This is a genomic window from Kingella pumchi (genome assembly GCF_022288825.1).
GTDB classification, from domain to species: Bacteria; Pseudomonadota; Gammaproteobacteria; order Burkholderiales; family Neisseriaceae; genus Kingella_D; species Kingella_D pumchi.
This window is the reverse complement of the sequence record NZ_JAKOOW010000013.1, coordinates 567-774: the sequence shown is the minus strand read 5'-3', so window position 1 is coordinate 774 and position 208 is coordinate 567. Positions and strand designations below refer to the sequence as shown.

Genomic DNA, 208 nt, shown 5'->3' with positions numbered 1-208 from the left:
GTAAGGCGGATTGGGCAAGCCTATTTTTGTGCAGTTCCGGCCTGATTTTTTGCTGTGAGATGTTTCCACTGTCCCGCCCGCATCCGCCTGGCCAGTCTGTTCGGCCACAGAATCGGCCGCCCGAACCGGCGCTGAAGCCGCCACTTGCACCGCATCCGGTCTATCCTGCATTTTCGCCGCCATATAGCCCAACAGCCCGCAGATGGCA

General features: G+C 59.6%; 1 protein-coding gene. It reads right to left on the bottom strand.

The window, feature by feature from the left end; translation table 11 throughout:
• A partial coding sequence (locus MB824_RS03455; RefSeq protein WP_238745999.1) for a hypothetical protein occupies nucleotides 1-208 on the bottom strand: 208 nt, incomplete at both ends.